Here is a 20,520-nt window from a genome sequence, read left to right as displayed (position 1 = left end):
TTTACAGTCTATTTGGTACATTCTAAATGTCCTCTTCTCCAACCACACATACTAACCGAAACAGCACATACCGTTCTGTATTTAATACAAAATAGTTTTACTACAAGGTAATGTATTATTTCCTGATGACGGATACACATAGCATTAATTTTTTTAAATTTAATGCCTTCTTATATTAAGGAGGCTATTATTGATTTAGAAAGTGATTAAGAAGTAATCTATTTTGATATTTATGAATAAGTTAATGATAAAGAAAAAAAGGCATAATAATGCCTTTCTTCTTTATCATTATTTAATTGGATAACAAACCTCAGTAACCCATTTATTAGGATCCGATTCAATAGCTGGGCTAACGTGATAAATATTAAACATGGGACCCGCTAATTCATATCCTTCCGCTTCAATCCATTTTGCGGCTGCTTCATTTACATTTGTCATTTGTTCATAACTTCCGTTTACTGTTATAGATGCTACTTTGATTGCTTCGATTTTTTTAAAATGAACATCTTTTGTATTTTCGTGCGTTCCTAAGATATTTAGCTGTATTTCTACATCTATATCTTTTTCCTTGTATTCTTGATCATGGAAGACAGCAATACTATAACTCGGATTAGCCATGCTAATATTTTTCATATGAATTTCTTGCATCAATATGCTCCATAAATCGCCTTCACAATTATATGATGGAATAACCTTTCTAACACTACCTACATTTCTTTCTGGAATTTCCTTTATTGAAACATGATAGCTCATCTCAACAACATCCTCTCTCATCGTTTTCATTGAAGCTTCGAGAAAACGTAACTGTTTTTGGAGGTCACCCATTTCATCCTTTATTTGAGCACAACGATTTTGAAATTGTTCCTTTACACTATTTATATTATCGCATTCTATTATTTCTTTAATGGTAGCGATATTAAATCCCATATCTTTTAACATTTGAATTTGATTTACTTTCTTTAATTGGGCTGCTGAATAGTATCGATATCCACTCTGTTCATCAACTTTTACTGGCTGCAATAATTCAACTTTATCGTAGTGCCTCAACATACGTATACTAATGGAAGATAGTTTTGAAAAATCCCCTATTTTAAACATGTTTTCCTCCTATAAATTACATCTACTTCGAAGCTCAACTTTATCTTAAACAATGACATTGTGTGAGAGTCAACTATTTTTAATCGTTTAAACAACAATTAAATATGTTATTTTTATATAATTAAAATTGCGTATTTAGCTTTTATAATCAATTATATTAACCAACCATACTAATTTTTCCGGTTAATTATTTATCTCCAAACATTCATAAACCGCCATCATATCTCGTTTATCCAATTCGCGAATGCGACTAAAAATTGGTATTTGCGAAACAGCTTCTGTTAATAAGCTTTCATCCACAACATCAGTAACTTTTCCAGTTAACCATGTTTGTACATCTATGCCATCAACAATTTCTTTAAGTCCTTCATCATTAATACCACTTGCATTACAAGTTACACATGGAATTGTTAATTTAAACACACCATCATGTAGATTATCTTCAGTTATAACTTTCTTTCCTTTACAGAATGGGCATGGGTTGCTTTTTTTAATTTTATTAATTTGGGTAACTATTTTTTTGTAAGCAAATGCTTCATACACATATGTTAGTTTTTTATATTTACCATTTGTGAAATATTTATCTATAATGGCTTCTCTCGTTTCGTAAACGTTAGGGAAATCACAAATAGTTACTTGATTGTTGACGTTAATTGATTCTATATTTCCTTTTATTTCGTCCCAAAATGGTAAAACATTTTGTAACACCATTTCATAGTTTGAAAAGTTTGCCTGTTCTAATTCAAACATTTTTAGTGCAACTTGTGCTTTTCTTGGCAATAAAGAAACATCTTCTGTCAATCTCATATCGCCACCAACAATAGACTTCAATTTAACAAGTGCCGGTAAATCACCAACTATGTTCAACACTTCATCAATAGGCTGATTAATTATTTCGCGAATATCTGAATTACCAAATTTAAGCGGTTTATGATGATTTAAAACCGTCCCCTCACAAATTGGACATACAATCATTTCTTTAGATTCTTTAATTTGTTCTTTAATAGCTGCTTTTGAAATAACGATATATCCGCCAATGATCGTATTAAATCCTCCCCATGTTCTACGTGTCTTTCCTTTTTTATCATAAAATGTTTTTTCAAAATAACCATACCAAAACGTATGCTTTTCTTCTTCTGACATATCATTATAGCTCTTTGACAAATCGTGACCAAGCTCATTTTTAATTTCTTCAAATAGAAATTCTATTTTTTCATATTGATAAAATTTTAATACTTTCATAATTTCCTGATCGAATAGGCCATCCCAAAATGGAACGTTTTTATCTTGAATTGTAATTTCTTTATCAAAAACTTCAATTTGAAGGCGACCAGAGCAAGACGGACAGTGATTATCCTGTGAATAAAAATCAAAACTTCTCGTATCTTTATTGGTTGGATGAGCAGCTACAATATGATTGATTAATCCACCAATTTCATATAGAAAGCTATATTGACTATACAAATGTCTTTCAAGATCAATCGCAACAACTGGTGAAATTGTATCAGATTCATATTCACCATAAATTAATCGCGCCATTGATGATAAACTTTTTAAAATACCACCCTTATAAATGTTCTCGGCATTTTTAAAATAGTTAATATGATTTTCTTTTACATAGTGAATTCCTTCTTTACGCTTAAGCGTTGAAGGAATATGTATTTGCTCATCCCTATTCACACTACGTGTTTGACGATAATAATCATCATGACTAATAACATCAAGATGTTCTACAGATTCAAGCTGTCTTTTCCCAAAATCAACTATATAATCAGAGCTTTCTAGCATGTAACTATTATGTTCAATCATTATGATTGAAACTGATTCATCTTGCAAAATCCCTCTGACACTATCTATAAATTGATTTAAAATATTTTGTGATAAACCTTTTGAAGGCTCATCAAAAATAAATAATGTATGTGGGTTTCTTGTGTTTGCAAATAACTCAGAAACTAAATGAACACATTGAAACTCACCCGTTGATAATGTTTGTGTTTTTCGTTCTAATGTTAAATAGCCTAGTCCTAATTTGATTAGTAAGCTCAAGCGCTTATATGCGATATCTTCATTTGGAAGGTCATCAATAATATCCTCAATTGAACGTTCAAAAATATCATCAATTTCTTCACTATACTTTGTTAGCTTCTTTTTAATATCAAGGAAAGTTGCAACGGTTGATCGACTTGTAATCGACTGATTGCGATCTTGTCCTACCATAACAAGTTTGTCTTTTGGATATCGCTTTTGAAAATCTTTAGCGATACATTCATTAACAAGTGTAGATTTCCCACATCCTGATTCCCCTGTAACAGTTACAAGTCTATTTTTAGGAATTTGAAACTCAGTCATTTGGATATTTCGACAATATAATTCATGGAATATATAGTATTCTATTGGCATTTCGTTATTCCGTTCCGACAGTATTGGTTTTGGCCTTGGTGATTCTTTCACAATTTTCCCACCATATTTTCCGCTACCAGGACCAAAGAATAATTGCTCATCAGTTGTATCCAGTACTGTATCTGAATGATCAATTAGCCAAATTTGATTTTTGCACCCTAATTTTTTGATCTCTTCTAATATTTGTAATAAGGTTACGTGATCAAGCCCCACAGAAATCTCATCAATAATAATGACAGCATTTTCACTTACCGCCATGAATTCAGCAAGGTAAAGCCTTGTTAATTCTCCACCTGACAACGTACCCATAATTCTATTTAATGTTAAATAGCCAATGTTCATATTAATAATATTTTGTAATATGTGTTGTTTTGCTTCACTAATATTTAATTCTTTTGCCAATGAAAGAATTGATTCAACACTTAAATCGTTAATATCCGAAATTGTATGTGGTTTAGCAAATAATTCAATAGAATGTTGTTCAACTTCTTCACTAAAACGTTTTCCTTTACATTTTTTACACTCAATATTTTTAGTAGTACCACGCCCTTTACAAGCAGCACACCAACCTAACTGATTATTAAACGAAAAAACTTCAGGAGAAAGATTAAATACTTCAGCAAGTTTTTCACGAATCTCTTTAAAGACACCTGTATGAGTACCAATCGTCGAGCGCGGATTAGAAGAAATTGATGATTTTCCTAGAAAAAGTACTAAAGGCATTTCTTCCATTTTAATAGCACTAAAATTAGTTTCCATAATATTAGGAAATAAATATTGATATTCAGCCTTTGGTAATAAGGAAACTAGACGCTTCTTTGATTCTTCACCGATTGTTTGACAAAGAGTTGTTTTTCCAGATCCAGATAAACCAGCAATACCAAGTGATTTATTAAACGGAATGACAGCATCTAATTTATTTATGTTATTTGCAATTAATTGATTTACTTTCATATTAACCTCTATTCTTATTTTCCTGAAAAATCATTTTTATAATATAATAATTACATAATGAATATAACCCATTACGCAATTACCCTTTCACTTCACGAATCTTAACCTTATATTTTTCAAACCATTGTTGCCACTCATCTTTCGGAAATTCTTTCTCTTCTCCTTCTAACACGGAAGAAAAAAGATCTAAACAAATATGCCAACCAGCTATATCTTTTGGCGTATGATTTGTTAATTCATGAATGAATTCATTAAGAAGTAAAAGGGATCCATTTCCTGCTTTATGTATTTCAAATCGGACGCGATCTTTATCCCATGTGAATTCAAGCACTGAATTTAGTTGACATTCTAAAATATCAATATTTAAAAATGAACCATCCATCATGTCGAACTTTATAATTCCACCTGTTTTAAGGTTTTCAATCTGCAAATTAGACATCCATTTTTTTAGCTTACTGTTTTCAGTTAAAACAGACCAAACGTCCTCTATTGTATACGGAAATTGGCGTTCAAATCTTACAATATAACCATCAGATTGTTTCTCTATTTCAGCTAACATAATTATTGCCTCCTACTCTCACATAGAATATACGTTCTGTTTTTATTTTACACGAATTTATGTATAAAAGAAATCTCTATAGGAATGAATTACTAATTTAATGTATGAGTGGTGATTTAAGTATGGATTCATTTATTATATATTCTCTTCATACGTTTATTAAAATAGACGAACCTTCAACATTTTCCCGGAAAAAATTCAACATGAGAAAACGTTGATTTGTTTACTTTGTATAATATTCCCATTACATATTTAAAAACAATTTCCTTTAAGGTAAATGGTGTCATGAATAGCTTATATAGTATTCAAAATCACTTATCATGTATGTCTTCTTCCTTATTAAACGTAGGCTTACAGCACAAATAAAAAGCGGAAAGAATAATTCCTTCCGCTTTTATAGCAATAAATACATTTCATATTGGGCTAAAGAATTCTTTGCAAACCCACATTTCTTTAAAAAGCCTTCCAGTAAGCTATTGTTTGGAAACCCAATTGATAAATTTGATAATTTCAATTCTTCACTTGCTGTTCGCAATAGTTTCGTCCCAGCACCAATATTTCTATAGTCTTTGTCTACGAAAATAAAGCTAATTTTACCTTTTTCATTCACACATACAGAGCCTTTTAAATCATTATGAATATATGCGCCGTAAAATGTATTATTTGTTTTTTCGATATAATCAAGATCATTTTGCCAATTTATATGGAAGTTTAACCATTTCTGAATTTCAACTTTAAATGTTGGGTATTCTAATTGTTTCACTTCAATATCTTTATAATCTTTATTCCTTATTTCAGTTACATCATTTAAATTATAATAAGAAAGATCATACACTTTTTCATAACCTAATTTATTATAAAAATTAATCGCTCGGTCATTACCTACAATGACTTCAAGAAAAAGTTGCTTACATCCATTTTGAATCGCCTCTTCTTTATGCAATTCAAATAACTTTTGACTTACACCAATTCCTCGATATTCTGGATGAACAGCTAATGTCCCACAACGCATTGTGTTTATAGTTTCATATACTTTAATTCCACCAAGTATTAAACCAACAGATTTGTCACCGTCTAAAGCAAGAAACGAATGTTCTAGCGAATTCCCTTCTGCTCCAAAAAATCTTTTTATAAAATCTTCTTTTGAAACCTCCATTTTAATAATGTAATCTGAAAATCCATCCTTAAAAGCTTCATACACTAAATCTATACTTACGTCACTACATCTTTTGTATTGAATCATATAAGTATAATCCTCCGCTATGACTAGTTATATACTACACTCAAACACATGAAATGAATCCCCTTCACCATATCCATCTTTTATTTCATGAACTACAATTTGACTAAATCCCTTCGCAATAAGTATATTTTCAAATTCTTTTAAAGAATATAGCCTTATAGGAAAATCCATAATCTCAGTTTCTACTATTTTCTCATTTTGGATGACTTCATATTTTAGTTTAATATTTAAAAGCCTTTGCGAGTCATCATATGATACTTTTCTATTTTCAACAATGCATTCATTGTTAATTTCTTTTCTATTTGTTTCTATCCAGTCTAGAATCTCTTCCGTTTCGTTTCCCCCTAATACAACTGTAAGAAGGAATTTCCCATTTTCTTTTAAGTTATTTTTCATATTTTGAAGACTAATATCTACTAAATTATCTGGTAAAAGTGAAAATGAACCAAAAGGAATCATAATAAGATCGTATTTTTTATCACTACGGTATTCTTCTATTCTCTCTAGTGAAACAACCGGGTTTAAATTTAATTTCTTAGCCTTCTCTTTACATACTTTCAGCATATCTTCAGAAACATCGAATCCTTCTATATCCACACCATTTTGCATAAAAGGAATTAGCATTCTACCATTCCCACACATCGGTTCTAAAATTTTCATGTTTTTGTCTTTTACAAAAGAAAGATAGAAATCTAATTCTTTTCCGGCCGCAATTGATTTATCACTTTCATATACTTTTGTGCAAAGTTCACCATAATACTTAAGCAATATTATTTCACCCCTTAATTTGAAATGAATGGACATTTTCCTACATAAGTCCTTCTATCTATTATTTACTAAAGTAATCTCATAAACACGTAAAAAAGCAATTAAATGTTCACATGCTCTTTCACATGCTAACATTTTAAAGATTTTTTGTTCTTCTTTCGTTTTATCATTCGCTTGATCTGAAGTAGCTTTTAAACATAAAAAAGGTTTATTATTTATATGACACACATAAGCAAACGCTGCCACTTCTTGATCAACAGCCAATGCTCCGTATACAGTATGCAGTAAATATCTCATTTCCGAACTACGAATACGCTGATCTCCAGATAAGAACGTACCGAAATGCACAGGATCATAAGAACGTATTTTTTTTATTTTTCTTACAAGTGATTTTGTTGTTTCAATAGGTGCTGTTCTACCATCATATAAATTAAAAACGTCTTCACCTGAACCAGCAGCAGTCACATCGTGTTGTATTGCATTGAGTGCCACTACAATATGACCATTTTTCACCTTATTTGATAGACTCCCGCAAATCCCAGTCATACATAATTCATCTGGCTGAAACTCACTTATTAACAATTGTACACAGCTAGCGCAACTTACTTTACCGACACCAGTTACAACTGATATAATTTCCAACTCATTAATAGTGTGAAAATGAAATTCCCAAGCTGCTCTTTTTTCAACGCGCACACTTGGATAATGTTGATGTAAATACGTAAGTTCTGGTTCCCATGCAGATACAATTGCGATACGTTTCATTACACGTTTCACTTCCCCTATTCTCATTTAAATAAGTCATCTATACTTTCTCGTTCATAATCTGGAATCCACTCTTTGTATTTCTCATATAAACCTCGGATTATTTCTTTATTCTTCGCAATTACTTCACATCCTCTATCATCATAAATAAACATGATAATATCTTTCGTTGCATTTATGAGAAATACATCAGGATAAGAAATTTCTTTCTTGCTCCCAAAACGTGGGTACAACTCTGGAAAATCTTCATGATTAGCAGCTTGAATAAGTGGCTCATGCTTAATATCGCCAGCAAGACATTTTAATGAAAATTGATATGTACAAAACAAATCTGATTCCTCATCTTCAAATAAAAATCGTAGCGTTTCTTGTCTTATATGAAACTTCAAAGCGCTCTTTTTAATAAATCGATTATATATATTTATTTTCTGCGGATTTTTCATTTTTCCCTTTTTAAATCGATAAACATTTGTTACTAAAAACACTGTATCTTTTTTCGAGAATATATCATGAAATACTTCTTTATTGTACTGATATAACTGATTAAAATAATCCATATTATATTCATTTGTTCCCTCTTTAAATTGACATTTATTTTTCCCAAAATCAAAATGCAGATGATTTTCCCACTGAGAGTATATGTACGGTACTAATGTAACACCTGGAAATGTTTGATTCATATATTCTTTTAATTGCATTTTCATATCATATCCTTTCCACTCTACAATTTTCTTTAATGTATCTTAATAAAAAGGCTTGTATATCCTGTTCTATTTTTCCGGTTGGAGTAAATGAATATGTTTCATTGTATGACACGCTAATCTCCTCCTGATTACTATTATTCAATATAATATGAAATTTAAATAATCCCTCTATTTTAAATTCGTTATGAATGTTTTAATTCCTTTTTAATACGTTACATGAAATTTTATATGGAATCATTGCTACAAAGTATATAAATGTTTGATATTATAGTAATGTTGATGATTTGTAAGGAAAGGAATTATAAAATGAATAAAAATATATTAATTATTGATGATGATAAAGAAATTGTTGAATTACTTGCTGTTTATTTGCGAAATGAGGGTTATAACATTTATAAAGCTTATGATGGCGATGAAGCCTTGCAAATGGTATGTACATATGAAGTAGATCTTATGATTTTGGATATTATGATGCCAAAACGAAATGGATTAGAGGTTTGCCAAGAAGTGCGTGAAAATAATACTCTACCTATTCTTATGCTTAGTGCCAAAGCTGAAGATATGGATAAAATATTAGGACTTATGACAGGGGCAGACGATTATATGATTAAGCCATTCAATCCACTAGAACTAGTGGCTAGAGTGAAAGCTTTGCTACGAAGATCCTCTTTCCAAAACACAGCTACTCAAAAGAAAGAAGATGGTATTATTCGTATACGAACGGCTGAAATCCATAAGCATAATCATACTGTTAAAGTAAACAATGAATATATTAAGCTTACATCAATTGAATTTGATATTTTATATTTACTTGCAAGCAATACAGGAAGAGTATTTAGTTCCGAAGAAATATTTGAACGTGTTTGGAATGAAGATGGTTATGGTTCAAATAAAACTGTAATGGTCCATATTAGTAATTTGCGTGATAAACTTGAAACCGTAATGAATGGAGAAAAGTTTATTCATACTGTTTGGGGAGTAGGCTATAAAATTGAGAAATGAAGCATTTGATATATTAAAAGATATTCCAAAATGGAAAATTATTTTTTGGCTCTTATTATCTATTATTCTTACTCCAATTACTGAATTAATTATATATCGCCTCATTACGAGTGTAATTGAGAGTTCACTTACTTTAAGCGAACTCGGTAAAGAATTCATTAGAATTTTCGGCTATGAAAAATATAAAGGACTCATGGAATCTCTCTGGATGATGATTATATCTTATTTGTTTCTATTCTCTATATTCTCATCCTATCTATACATTTTTTATCGTCATGAAAGAAAGCTTTACTATAAAACTTGTATAGAAAAAATGATTGAAGAGATTCGTTATATTGCAAGTGGAAATTTCAATCATAAAGTTTCCATCGCAAATCATAATTATCTAGAAGAGTTAGCAACTGGGGTCAATGAAATTGTTGAACAATTAAAAGTCTCGATTGATGAAGAAAGACAGGCGGAACAAGCAAAAAGCGAGCTAATTACAAATGTATCACATGATTTACGTACTCCCCTTACATCTATAGTTGGATATGTGAATTTAATCCATCATGATAATTATAGAGATGAAGTGGAATTGCGTTATTATATACAAGTCATTTACGATAAAGTAACACGTCTAAATGCATTAATGAATGACTTGTTTGAATATACACGTGTTCAAAATAAAGAGTTAAGTTTATATTCTGCTCCCATTGATATTGTAGAGCTACTTGGACAATTAACTGTTCAATTCCGAATACAGGTTCAAGAAGCTAATATAGAATGTCGGCCTTCTTTCCCGTCTCAAAAACTCATGGTATTAGCTGATGGAGACAAATTAGTGCGTGTATTTGAAAATCTTATAATAAACGCTATCGCTTATGGAAACGATGGTGGCTATATTGACCTTACTGCTTATGAAAGCAATAATATGATTACAATCGATATAACAAATTACGGCCAACCTATTCCTAGTACAGATTTACCTCATATTTTTGAACGCTTTTATCGCGTTGAGAAATCACGCTCAACAAACACTGGTGGATCTGGCCTTGGATTAGCAATTGCCAAAAGTATTGTCGAACTGCATAAAGGAACGATTGAAGTATATAGTGATGATAAAAAAACAACTTTCACTGTAAAACTACTCCCGTATAAATGTTAATACAACAAAAATTTCAGGTTCAATCTCTTATCTAATAAGAAGTTGAACCTTTTATTTTCCACAAACATCCGAAACTTAATAATTCTTTATAATTCTTTAGAAATTCTTTACCTTTTCTTTCTTCCTAATTAAGCATTCCTTTTTACAATAATATTATTGATGTCATAGTAGGAGGATCGCTTATGCAATTCCTAAAAAAAATAACAGTTTTATTATTATCTTTTCTCATTACTGCACTTATCGTTTTATATTCTTACCTTTATGTAAATGGTCCAATTATCCAAGCTAAATCAGCTATATTAATAGATACTAATTCAGGCGAAGTTATTTATAAAAAAAATGAAGACACTCCTATACAATCAGCTACTTTATCTAAATTAATGACAGAATATATCGTATTGGAACAACTGAATGACGGCAAAATACAGTTAGATGAATCAGTAAAAATAAGTAACGAAGTTTTCCGAGTGGAAACGAGTCCTATACAAGTAACATCAAAGGATAAAACGACGGTTCGCGATTTACTGCATACATTGCTTTTAACAGGAAATAATCGTTCTGCACTCGCACTAGCAGAACATGTTGCTGGAAATGAAGATAGCTTTACAATGTTAATGAATGAAAAAGCAAAACAACTACAGTTATCACATCCATCTCCATTTATCAACTCTACTGGAGTTGATAACAATACAAATAAACAATCGACTACAACAGCGGAAGACGCAGCTAAACTAGCAACACAATTAGTAAAAGATTTTCCAGATGTACTGAATATTACGAAACAAACCTCTTACCAATTTACCTTCAAAGATTTTCAAGTTTTCAACACAAATAAAATGATTTATTCCCTTAATGAAAACATTAAACTTGATGGCGTTGATGGTTTACAAACTAGTTTTCCGACCAACGGTAATTATAGTTTCGTCGGTACAGCTAAACTAGGGGATACACGACTTATTTCAGTAATATTAGAAGCCGATGAAGAAAACAGTGCTTTTATCGAAACAAAAAAATTACTACAGTACGGTTTTGATCCTTCCTCATACTCTGCACTCCAAGCTTTTAAAGATGCACTTACATCTTGGACAATATTACTACAATTTAAAAATTTAATCATACAAACGATGATGATCTTTTTCATCATTACAATTTTAATGTTTTTACATATACGTCAAAAAAAATCTGAGGATTTCAACTAAGAAATCTTCTTACATATAAAAACCGACTTGCCTTTGCAGCGCGAGTCGGTTTTTAAGTCTATAATCCTCTTCCAATTAAATTCGCTGAAACAGGCTGAAGGTTTAACTCTCTTGCCCATATTGACAGCTGACCTATATGATGAATTTCATGTACAATAACGTGGCGCAACACTTCACCGTACCTATACTCTTTATCCGTCCATGAAACTTTCAATATTTTATTCTCTAAGTCTTTTGTCCATGATTGTACAAATTCTGCTAAATCCTTGTTATACAAATCAGATAACGCTTTCACTTTTTGAATTGATTGATAATCCTTAAATTGCTGCTCATCTACTTCCTTTCCTTTCAAATCACAAATCCAGCTATACTCAACATCTACAATATGAAATAGTGTTTCTAAAATACTCCCAACACCACCAACACGTTTGCGAAGTAATTCTACCTCAGAAAGTTGCTCACACCACTTAAACCAATCATCTCTTACTTGCCAATTATATTGAAATAAAGTGTACACATTTATCTCTCCTCTAATCCTATTATCCACTTAACAGCATCTATAATATAATGTGGCTCATCCTTTTGTACATATTCCTCTATACATTTAACCATTCATAATTAGTTTTCTTCGATTAAGTTCCTCTAGTGTACGATCAATTATTTCCTTTACAGATAAAGATCCATCCAAGACAATATCTGAATTTGGTTTAACAGTATGAATTGCCTCTAAATAAGCTTTTCTCGCATGTGTCATGTAGTGTTTCAAATCATTATGTATTTCACTCATTGTATCTTCCTTAAAATCTCGCAAAATTCTTCTAGCCATCGCAATATCTAAAGGTGTATCGATAAATATAGTTACATCAATAAATTTTCGCATTTCACTATTTAAGTATGCAAAAGGATAATCTATAATAAGATAGTCTAAATTACTATTTTGTAGTAGATACTGAATATCAGTAATTAATGGCGTTAATACCCACTCGTCATAATTCGCTCCATCATCAATCCATTTACAAATATCTGAAGGACAATCATTAAATTTATAGCTATCAAAGTATAAAGCTTTGGAATTTGCCAATTCATCAGTTAATCGTTCTGTAATTGTAGTTTTCCCTCCACCTGAAACAGCTGCAATTGAAATTATTTTTGTTTTTTTATCCACGATTCCCACCAAACCCCTTTTGTTAACATAATATGATTATAAATCTCTAACGTTATTTATTATTCCATTCATATTCTAACATACTCATTTCCCATAAATTCCAATACGTATCTCCTACTTTTTTGGAATCTCTTAATAAACCTTCTTTTACAAACCCTATTTTTTCATAACATGAAATAGCTGACGTATTAAAATCATAAACACCAAGAGTAACTCTATGCAGTTTCAATTCTTCAAAAGCAATATGAAGTACTGCTTTCATCATATATTTCCCTATAGAACGTCCTCTCATTTTCGTATCACCAACTAACACTTTTCCAATCCTCGCAGACTTATTTATATTGTCTATTTGTCCAAGTGAAATATGACCTATAACTTCTTCAGTCTCATCATCTATTATTTTGAATGCGAGTGTATTTGCACTTTCTATATATTTCTCTAATTGCTGTTCATCTAAAGGATATGTAAATGCATTTCCTGACCATTGTATTAAAAACTCATTGGAATCAATCCAATTTATTAATTGTTTGAAATTGGATTTTTTAAAGGGCTCTAATTTAATCACTCTCATTCTCCTTTCGTATATCATTCTTTATAGACTCAAACATATTTCTATATAAAGAATATATTCTCCTTTTATACGAAATTAAAATAAAGCCATTCATAAGAATGGCTTTACAAAAAAAGCATAATTATGCTTTTTTCCTATGTCAACAATAGTTCAATCGCTTCAATTTTACAAACAGATATAATTACTGTAACTACCCCAGCACTATTAGCAAGCTTTACAACATCACAAGTGACTGAAGAAACAGTTCCTTCATAATTATTTCCTGTTGTAGTAATGCGCACTGCTTTGTTTACTAATTTTTTAAGCTCGTCTCTAATTCCTTGAACACAGCAACAATCACATTTTTTATTCTGTTCTTCTTGTTCTTTTTTACACTCTTCAAAAGCGTCCCAACAATCATCTTTTTTACATGTACACTTCTTTTTACAATTATTAAATCGAGAACCCAAAACCTCACCCCCTAAACCTTTCTATTAGTAAAGTATGTCCACTAGCTTAAAAGTGTACGAGACAAGAACATAGAAAGGCAAAAACAAACTTTTGTACCCAATCCTTTTATTTACTTAATGACAAATTCATTGCCGTATCAATCTCTAATTTAAACCCTCGAGATACATGCAATTACAATAAAAAGTTTCCCTTTAATAATTGTAGTCCTATATAAAACTGACCTCCAACAATTAGATGCCAGTTTGTATGTAATGATCAAATACATGCATAGTAATCTCTGCTACACATTCTCCAATAGGAATTAAAATAGACAGTATAAACGAGACCGCGTTTCTGAATAATTATAAATTTAAAATAGGAACGGGTATAGATTAATATAATATAAAAAGGCTAAAGGTATATCCTTTAGCCTTTCGTTTAAACAGTACTTTTCAGTTTTAGGTTTATCTCTCCCAATAATAAAGTCGTTTAATTTGGAAACTATTTGAGTTAATTTACGAAGAAATTTCACTGCACTGTTTTTATTACCTGATAATTCAAATTGAGTAAATATAGGTACAGAAGTAAATGATGCATTTTATAACCCCTAATGTAGTTTTAGCAATGTAATGGGTTATTTTTCATTTTGATATTCTTCTAAAGTGATACCTTTCTCATATATTTCTGTTGCAATGTCACCTACATATCGAATATGCCATGGTTCATATGAATAACCTGTAATGTCCTCTTTTCCTTTTAAATAACGTATAATAAATCCAGCACGATGAGCATTGTTTTTAAGCCATTTTCCTTCAACTGTATTCGCGAATTGAGTTTCTAGTGTATTATTGACACTATTCGCAGAAACATCCATCGTTAATCCTGTTTGATGTTCACTATGACCTGGCTTTGCAGAAACTTTATCAGCTTGGATCTGACCTTGTCTCTCTACATTTCGTCTATAAACAGTTTGTTGATATTCTTCAGAACGAAATCCGGATATAGCATGTAATACTATTCCATCTTGCTTCGCTAAGGCAAATAATTTTTCCAAAGCGATAGCAGCTTCTTTTCGTAAATGACTTTTCTCTTGAATCCCATCAAATGCAAACTTAACATTAGGTACAACTAAATCGTCAGGTCTATAATTACTTGGAAGCTTTCTATTTTTATTAACTATTACATCTACAGTATCTGGGGATGCAATAGTTACAGATCCATCATTATTTTGTATATCGTCCTTACCTTTTACAATATCAGTGATGCTAGGGAAAAAAATATATATGCATAGGAAGAGAAGAACAGCTCCCCCTACTAAGCGACCTATTAATTTTCTAATCATTTTATCTACTCCTAATAGTGATCCATTTTATAATTTACATCGTTTTGTGATGAAGCTAACTAATGACTTTCCTTTACATTTCTATATAATTTCATATTAATCATTTATTATAATTTAAAGATTTATACAACTCATTCAAAAAATTGAGCTAATTTTATTAAATCCATATGAAAATAATTTTTTTGTTTCTATAAATCTCATAGTATCTTCGCTAGTTCCCATGACAACAGAAATCAACCTTTTTTCACCTTGTTTTGCTGTTCCTGTAAAACAGTATCCTGCTTCATCTGTAAATCCAGTTTTCAAACCATCAATTCCTTGAACATACAATTCATCATTAGATGTATCGAGCATCTTATTTGTAGTCATTATAGTTGCACCATTATACGATAATGTATAGTTTGTTAGATTGGTTATATCTAAAACTTCAGGATATGTTTTTAACAAATGTTGGGCGAGTATTGCTACATCTAAAGCAGTCATTTTTGATTCTTGATGTTGAGCATTTGGTAGTCCTGTAGCATTAACAAAATGAGTCTCATTAGATAAATTTAATTGCTTTGCTTTCGCATTCATAAGCCTTGTAAAATTTTCTTCACTTTTAAAAATATGCTCAGCTAAAGCAACAGCAGCATTATTTGCTGATGATATTACCATTGCATGAAATAAGTCTCTAACAGTCAAACGATTACCAACTCGTACATTGATCTTAGCTCCAATGCTATTTACAGCATTCGGACTAATTCTGACGGAATCGTTCCATTTTAATGTACCGTTATGAATTTTCTCTAGTACAATATACTCGGTCATCATCTTTGACATACTTGCTGGAGCAAGGGCCACATTTTCATTTTTACCATAAACAACTTTTCCTGATTGCGCATCCATTAATATAGCAGCATCAGCTTCTATAACGGGCTCTTTTATAAAAGTCAAATAAGTATATACAATCACCAAAATAGCAACAAATACTATAAACATGTTCCTACTTTTCTTTGCTATTTTCATTTTCTATTCTCCCTCATCAAAGTTTCACTTTATTATTACATTGCAATAGTAAATAAACTATCTAATAACCTTACGTAAAGATGACAATTTTGTAAGATTTCATAAGTGAAAAATGAAAGTAAACTAATAATCAAAAGTTTGCTTTCGAGAGAAGTAAAAAAAGAGTCCCATTCATTTGAAGACACTGAAAAAGTGATTGCTTTGAAAAAATAACATGCATTTTATCAATATATAGAAAACACAAAGGAGTTCACTCTCTGTATACAGTAGGTGGTGAACTCCTTTTTCTTATTAGGTGGACTTTTTCAGTGGTCTCATTCATTTAGGACTCTTTTTCGTTTTACGGAAGAAGAGGTTTTCGTAATTGGCTTTGTTCTAAGATCAGTATCGAAATCGGAATTTTTCTCGTTTAATTAGGTCTATAAATTTTTAAAATAAGTCGCATGCACTTTGTATTTTCCAATGTAAGATATACAACATACCTATATATAATCAAATTTCAGTAAAAAACGTCATAGTTTAACTTCCACCTTCTATTTCAACACTTTCTCCCTTCTTGTTTTCATCTTCTGCTCGGCTCTTATATTTTTCATACAAAAAAGAGCTCTAACTAAATAGAGCTCTTACCTAATTTTATAATTTACTAGACTGTAATCCCTGAATAAACGGAACTACTTCAGGATTTACAAGTGACGATAAATCACCTAATTCTTTTCCTAAGTACGCAGCCTTAATGACACGTCGCATTACTTTAGAATTACGTGTTTTCGGTAAATCTTCTACAACATGGATATCTTTAGGACATAGTGCTTTTCCAATATGAGAGTTAACTAAACTCATTAATTCTTTCTTTAATTCTGCTGTAAATATTACACCGTCTCGTAGTACTACAAAACAATGACAAACTTCACCTTTTACATCGTCAGGCACACCAATTGCTGCTGCTTCTATTACATTATTATGCTTTACAAGAATAGATTCATATTCAGCCGGGCCAATACGTTTCCCTGCAATATTTAGTGTATCGTCTGAACGTCCTGTAATGATGTATTGCTCACCATCATAAATAACCCAATCCCCATGAACCCATTTATTTTCAAAACGAGACCAATATGTGTTTACATAACGCTCATCATCTTCCCAAAAACTTTTTGTCATACCTACCCAAGGTTTCTCTAAACATAATTCTCCCACTTCATCACGAATTGGTTTACCTTGATCATCAAGTACAACCGCTGCCATTCCTGGTAAAGATGCATTAAAACTAATCGGTGCTATGGGCTTAATAAGAACATTACCAAAAATTCCACCAGAAATTTCAGTTCCACCTGAATAGTTACAAATTGGGACCTTTCCTTTTCCAACTGTTTCAAAAAGCCACATCCATGGATCTGGATTCCAAGGTTCTCCTGTTGATGCGAATACTTCTAAACTCTTTAAAGAATGTTTATTCACATACTCATCACCTTTTGCCATTAATGCACGGATTAACGTTGGTGAAATACCGAGATGAGTAATTTCATATTTATCAACTGTCTCCCATAAGCGATCTGCTTCTGGGAAGTCTGGAACACCTTCGTACATAACCATTGTTGCTCCATTAATTAAAGAGCCGAATAGTAAAAATGGTCCCATCATCCAGCCCATATCAGTTACCCATAATACACGGTCGCCTTGTTTTATATTCATTCCAAATCCTGCATCAAATGCAGATTTCAAAGGGAAACCAGCATGTGTGTGTACTGTCCCTTTCGGCTTACCAGTCGTTCCTGATGTATAAATAAGCATTAATGGATCATCACTATGCATTTCTTCAGCATGTATAAATGGTTTTTCTTTTTCTAACGTACTCCATGAAAAATCGTAATTATGCGGTGTAAAATCATTTCCAGCATGCCGAACAATTACCACCTTTTCAACAGTTGGACAATGTTCACAAGCTTTATCTACTTCATCTTTTAAAGAAACAATTTTCCCGCGGCGTGAAAATCCATCTGCGGTAATAATCATTTTTGAACCAGCTGCTTGTACACGCGTCATGACTGCATCAGACGCAAAACCTGAGAATATCGGTGAAATAATAGCTCCAATTTTCATTACTGCTAACATCGCAACAACTGTTTCAGGAATCATTGGCATGTAAATTGTTACACGATCACCTTTTTCAATGCCAGCGTGTTTCAAACCATTCGCAACACGGCTTACCCAGCTATCAAGCTCTTCATATGTAAATGATTTTGAAGTTCCATTTTCCCCTTCGTACATAAGTGCTGGCTGTCTTTTCGTTTCGTCATCAGTAAGCCAGCGAGATAAAGCAGATTCTACAACATTACAGGTTCCCCCTGTATACCACTGTGCAAACGGTGTACCATTTTCTAAATCTAACACTTCTGTATATCGTTCCATCCACTGATAGCCAACTGCTTTCTCAGCTTCTCCCCAAAACCATGCTGTTTCTTCAATGGATTTATTATAAAAAGCTTCGTAATCTTCATAGCCTAATGATTTCATCCAACTAAATAATCGCGTTTTTTCTTTATACTCTTCTGTTGGAAACCACACTGCTTGTTTCAATATTTTCCCCTCCTTGACTTTTTGAGCAAGAAAGCCCTAAATAGGGCTTTTAAACTGGATATACAGGATGTTTACGATCCGTGAATACTTGATATTTACTCATATACATTTCGAATCGTCCTTTTAATTCTTCTCGTAAATTGTTTGGATGAACAATACCATCAATCACCATCTCTGATGCTAAATGATAAATATCAATATCTTTCTTATACTCTTCACGCTTTTCAGCAATAAAGCTTGCACGTTCTTCTTCTGGTAAAGCCGCAATTTTATTTGCATATACAGCATTAACTGCTGCTTCTGGACCCATTACTGCGATAGAAGCTGTCGGTAATGCTAGGCAGCAATCTGGTTCAAATGCTGGACCTGCCATTGCATATAAACCAGCTCCATATGCCTTACGAACAACGATAGAAATTTTCGGTACAGTTGCTTCACTCATTGCAGATATCATTTTTGCACCGTGACGAATAATACCAGCACGCTCTACTTTTGTACCAATCATAAATCCAGGTACATCTGCAAGGAATAATAATGGAATATGATATGCATCGCATAAATTAATAAACTTAGCAGCTTTATCAGCTGAATCGTGGAATAACACGCCGCCTTTCATACGTGGCTGATTAGCAATAATGCCAATTGGCTTACCATCAATACGTGCTAATCCTGTAATTAGTTCTTGAGCAAATAATTTTTTCACTTCAAAGAAAGAGCCTTCATCAATAACTCTGTTAATGAGGTCTTTCATGTTGAAAGGAGCATTTTGATTTTCTGGAATGATTTGTTCTAACGTTTTATCGAACTGTTTCGGTTCTTGAGGTGTAATCAATGGAGTCTTTTCTAAGTAGTTGTTTGGAAAATATGAAATGTATTGTCTAGCTTGCGTAATTGCATCTTCTTCTGTCTTACATAAAACATCTCCGCATCCTGATACAGAGCAATGCATACGAGCTCCGCCCATCTCTTCTAAAGTTACCTTCTCGCCGATAACCATCTCAGCCATACGAGGAGACCCTAAGTACATAGATGCATTTCCTTCCACCATCATAACAACATCACAAAATGCTGGAATATATGCACCACCAGCTGCAGAAGGTCCAAATAATAAGCAGATTTGCGGAACCTTACCAGATAATTTTACTTGGTTATAAAAGATTCTTCCCGCACCGCGGCGTCCAGGAAACATTTCAACTTGATCTGTAATTCGTGCCCCAGCGGAGTCAACTAAATAAAATAACGGCACGCGTAATTTTTCAGCCGTTTCTTGAATACGTAAAATCTTTTCAACTGTACGTGATCCCCATGATCCCGCCTTAACCGTTGAATCATTTGCCATTACGCACGCAGTACGACCATGTATTTTACCAGTTGCAGTTACAACACCATCAGCTGGTAATCCTGTTTGTTCACAATTTGCAAATAATGCATCTTCCACGTATTCGCCATTATCAAATAGAAGAGCTAAACGATCTCGAACAAAAAGTTTTCCTTTTGCTTTATTTTGTTCATGATATTTCGGTGCCCCGCCTTGCTTAATTGTTTCAACTCGTTCTTCAAATGAATTAGATTGTTGTTTTTGATCTAACATA

General features: G+C 32.0%; 18 protein-coding genes and 1 pseudogene. 3 read left to right on the top strand and 16 right to left on the bottom strand.

Features of this window, described 5'->3' with window-relative positions; translation table 11 throughout:
* Positions 1–288 precede the first annotated feature (288 nt).
* From COI75_RS24025 to COI75_RS26685, 7 genes are all read right to left on the bottom strand, one after another.
* On the bottom strand, positions 289–1,098 hold the full coding sequence (locus tag COI75_RS24025; protein ID WP_000472649.1) for a MerR family transcriptional regulator: 810 nt from the start codon (positions 1,096–1,098) through the stop codon (positions 289–291).
* 183 nt (positions 1,099–1,281) lie between these two features.
* Entirely contained in the window at positions 1,282–4,452 is a 3,171-nt protein-coding gene (locus COI75_RS24020) for an ATP-binding cassette domain-containing protein (protein ID WP_000867764.1), read from the bottom strand.
* A gap of 79 nt (positions 4,453–4,531) precedes the next feature.
* On the bottom strand, positions 4,532–5,011 hold the full coding sequence (locus tag COI75_RS24015) for an SRPBCC family protein (protein ID WP_000879005.1): 480 nt from the start codon (positions 5,009–5,011) through the stop codon (positions 4,532–4,534).
* 394 nt (positions 5,012–5,405) lie between these two features.
* Positions 5,406–6,254, bottom strand: coding sequence for a GNAT family N-acetyltransferase (locus COI75_RS24010; RefSeq protein WP_000617042.1), 849 nt, complete (start codon positions 6,252–6,254; stop codon positions 5,406–5,408).
* A gap of 27 nt (positions 6,255–6,281) precedes the next feature.
* Positions 6,282–7,022 carry a class I SAM-dependent methyltransferase gene (locus COI75_RS24005; RefSeq protein ID WP_000922558.1) on the bottom strand — a complete coding sequence of 247 codons (741 nt, stop codon included), beginning with the start codon at positions 7,020–7,022 and terminating at the stop codon, positions 6,282–6,284.
* A 54-nt stretch (positions 7,023–7,076) separates the two neighbouring features.
* Complete coding sequence (gene mtnN / locus COI75_RS24000) at positions 7,077–7,814, bottom strand: 5'-methylthioadenosine/S-adenosylhomocysteine nucleosidase (protein WP_001219230.1); 738 nt, start codon at positions 7,812–7,814, stop codon at positions 7,077–7,079.
* Entirely contained in the window at positions 7,811–8,485 is a 675-nt protein-coding gene (locus COI75_RS26685) for a DUF3885 domain-containing protein (RefSeq protein ID WP_141535154.1), read from the bottom strand. Before COI75_RS26685 ends, mtnN begins: the two co-directional genes overlap by 4 nt.
* A 312-nt stretch (positions 8,486–8,797) precedes the next feature.
* Between COI75_RS26685 and COI75_RS23990 the strand changes: the two genes are divergently transcribed.
* From COI75_RS23990 to COI75_RS23980, 3 genes are all read left to right on the top strand, one after another.
* Complete coding sequence (locus COI75_RS23990; RefSeq protein ID WP_001038820.1) at positions 8,798–9,493, top strand: response regulator transcription factor; 696 nt, start codon at positions 8,798–8,800, stop codon at positions 9,491–9,493.
* Positions 9,483–10,640, top strand: a complete 1,158-nt coding sequence (locus COI75_RS23985) for a sensor histidine kinase (protein WP_001243285.1) — start codon at positions 9,483–9,485, stop codon at positions 10,638–10,640. The genes COI75_RS23990 and COI75_RS23985 overlap by 11 nt, the downstream gene beginning before the upstream one ends.
* Before the next feature lie 182 nt (positions 10,641–10,822).
* Entirely contained in the window at positions 10,823–11,839 is a 1,017-nt protein-coding gene (locus COI75_RS23980; protein WP_001160091.1) for a D-alanyl-D-alanine carboxypeptidase family protein, read from the top strand.
* 58 nt (positions 11,840–11,897) lie between these two features.
* On the opposite strand, the gene COI75_RS23975 is transcribed toward COI75_RS23980, so the two are convergent.
* The 9 genes and pseudogenes from COI75_RS23975 to COI75_RS23940 all read right to left on the bottom strand — a co-directional run bounded on the left by COI75_RS23975 (position 11,898) and on the right by COI75_RS23940 (position 20,519).
* Entirely contained in the window at positions 11,898–12,356 is a 459-nt protein-coding gene (locus COI75_RS23975) for a DinB family protein (RefSeq protein ID WP_000288265.1), read from the bottom strand.
* 2 nt (positions 12,357–12,358) lie between these two features.
* Positions 12,359–12,430, bottom strand: a pseudogene (locus COI75_RS27485) (alpha/beta hydrolase); the annotation flags it as partial.
* A 13-nt stretch (positions 12,431–12,443) separates the two neighbouring features.
* Positions 12,444–13,004: a hypothetical protein gene (locus COI75_RS23970; protein ID WP_002095630.1), complete on the bottom strand. Its 561-nt coding sequence runs from the start codon at positions 13,002–13,004 to the stop codon at positions 12,444–12,446.
* Between the two features lie 52 nt (positions 13,005–13,056).
* Positions 13,057–13,593 (bottom strand): GNAT family N-acetyltransferase, encoded by a 537-nt coding sequence (locus COI75_RS23965; protein ID WP_033657947.1) that lies wholly within the window; start codon positions 13,591–13,593, stop codon positions 13,057–13,059.
* 116 nt (positions 13,594–13,709) lie between these two features.
* Positions 13,710–14,024: an exosporium protein ExsK gene (gene exsK / locus COI75_RS23960; protein WP_000535564.1), complete on the bottom strand. Its 315-nt coding sequence runs from the start codon at positions 14,022–14,024 to the stop codon at positions 13,710–13,712.
* Positions 14,025–14,638: 614 nt separating this feature from the next.
* Entirely contained in the window at positions 14,639–15,346 is a 708-nt protein-coding gene (locus COI75_RS23955) for a M15 family metallopeptidase (RefSeq protein WP_000619743.1), read from the bottom strand.
* 135 nt (positions 15,347–15,481) lie between these two features.
* Entirely contained in the window at positions 15,482–16,354 is an 873-nt protein-coding gene (locus tag COI75_RS23950; protein WP_098380542.1) for a D-alanyl-D-alanine carboxypeptidase family protein, read from the bottom strand.
* A 633-nt stretch (positions 16,355–16,987) separates the two neighbouring features.
* On the bottom strand, positions 16,988–18,928 hold the full coding sequence (locus tag COI75_RS23945; protein WP_000806456.1) for an AMP-binding protein: 1,941 nt from the start codon (positions 18,926–18,928) through the stop codon (positions 16,988–16,990).
* A gap of 49 nt (positions 18,929–18,977) precedes the next feature.
* A complete protein-coding gene (locus tag COI75_RS23940; RefSeq protein ID WP_000886738.1) occupies positions 18,978–20,519 on the bottom strand; it encodes an acyl-CoA carboxylase subunit beta in 1,542 nt (513 codons plus the stop codon).
* Position 20,520: the final 1 nt, after the last annotated feature.

It is taken from the genome of Bacillus cereus, assembly GCF_002564555.1.
Classification (GTDB): Bacteria; Bacillota; Bacilli; order Bacillales; family Bacillaceae_G; genus Bacillus_A; species Bacillus_A cereus_K.
The sequence above is the reverse complement of the archived record's forward strand: the minus strand, read 5'-3'. Positions and strand labels throughout refer to the sequence as shown.